General features: G+C 60.0%; 1 protein-coding gene. It reads left to right on the top strand.

The window, feature by feature from the left end; all coding sequences use genetic code 11:
* Positions 1-1,133 (top strand): IS3 family transposase gene (locus ACFSAG_RS14945; protein ID WP_381516474.1). Its coding sequence is split into 2 segments (ribosomal slippage), with 1,134 coding nucleotides annotated over them: positions 1-260 and positions 260-1,133; the frame shifts between segments, so codons are not numbered across the junction. This gene is flagged as partial in the annotation.

Genomic DNA, 1,133 nt, shown 5'->3' with positions numbered 1-1,133 from the left:
ATTCAAGAAACACACGCCGGAGGAGATTATCGGCAAGCTGCGTGAGGCGGAGATTGTGCTGGCGCAGGGAGGGACGACAGCGGACGCTTGCCGCCGGCTATCGATCAGCGAGCAGACCTATTACCGCTGGCGCAAGGAATATGGCGGTCTGAAGACCGATCAGGCTCGCCGGATGAAGGATCTGGAAAAAGAGAATGCGCGGCTACGCCGTGCGATCTCCGATCTCACTCTCGATAAGCTGATCCTGCAAGAGGCTGCTCGGGGAAACTATTGAGCCCTGCGCGACGACGGCGCTGTATCGATCATGTCCGCGAGGAACTGCCTGTCTCTGAACGCCGCATCTGCCGCGTTCTGGGCCAGCACCGATCGACGCAGCGCAAAGTACCGCGCGGGGCCGATGATGAGGAAGCCCTGACTGCAGACATTATCGAGCTGGCGCGCCAATATGGTCGTTATGGCTATAGGCGTGTGACAGCGCTCCTGCGCAACGCAGGCTGGCATGTGAACCGCAAGCGGGTGGAGCGCATCTGGCGGCGTGAAGGGCTGAAGGTACCGCAGAGGCAACCTAAGCGCGGACGGCTGTGGCTGAACGACGGTTCGTGTATCCGGCTGCGCCCTGAATATCCGGGGCATGTCTGGGCTTATGACTTTGTCGAGGGCCGAACCCATGACGGTCGCAAGTTCCGGATCCTTGCAATCATTGATGAAGCGAGCCGGGAGTGTATGGCCTTGTTGGTTGCACGCCGGATCAGAAGCGCTGACGTTCTGGCTATCTTAGCTGATCTGTTCGTCATCCACGGCCCGCCAGCGCACATACGGTCTGACAATGGCCCCGAGTTCGTTGCCACCGTCGTGAAAGGCTGGTTGGCACAGATCGGGGTGCAGACGCTTTACATCACGCCTGGCAGCCCGTGGGAGAATGGCTATTGTGAATCGTTCAACGGCAGCTTGCGCGATGAGCTGCTTAACGGCGAAATCTTCTACAGCCTTGCCGAAGCCCAAATCCTGATCGAGGCGTGGCGGCGACATTACAACACGGTAAGGCCGCACAGCTCGCTTGGCTATCGCCCACCCGCACCAGAAGCAGTTCCTTGGCCAGTGCCGTCCTCCGGTTCCGCTTCGCTCCACCTGCG

The organism is Sphingorhabdus buctiana (genome assembly GCF_042680825.1).
GTDB classification, from domain to species: Bacteria; Pseudomonadota; Alphaproteobacteria; order Sphingomonadales; family Sphingomonadaceae; genus Sphingorhabdus_B; species Sphingorhabdus_B buctiana.
The sequence above is the reverse complement of the archived record's forward strand: the minus strand, read 5'-3'. Positions and strand labels throughout refer to the sequence as shown.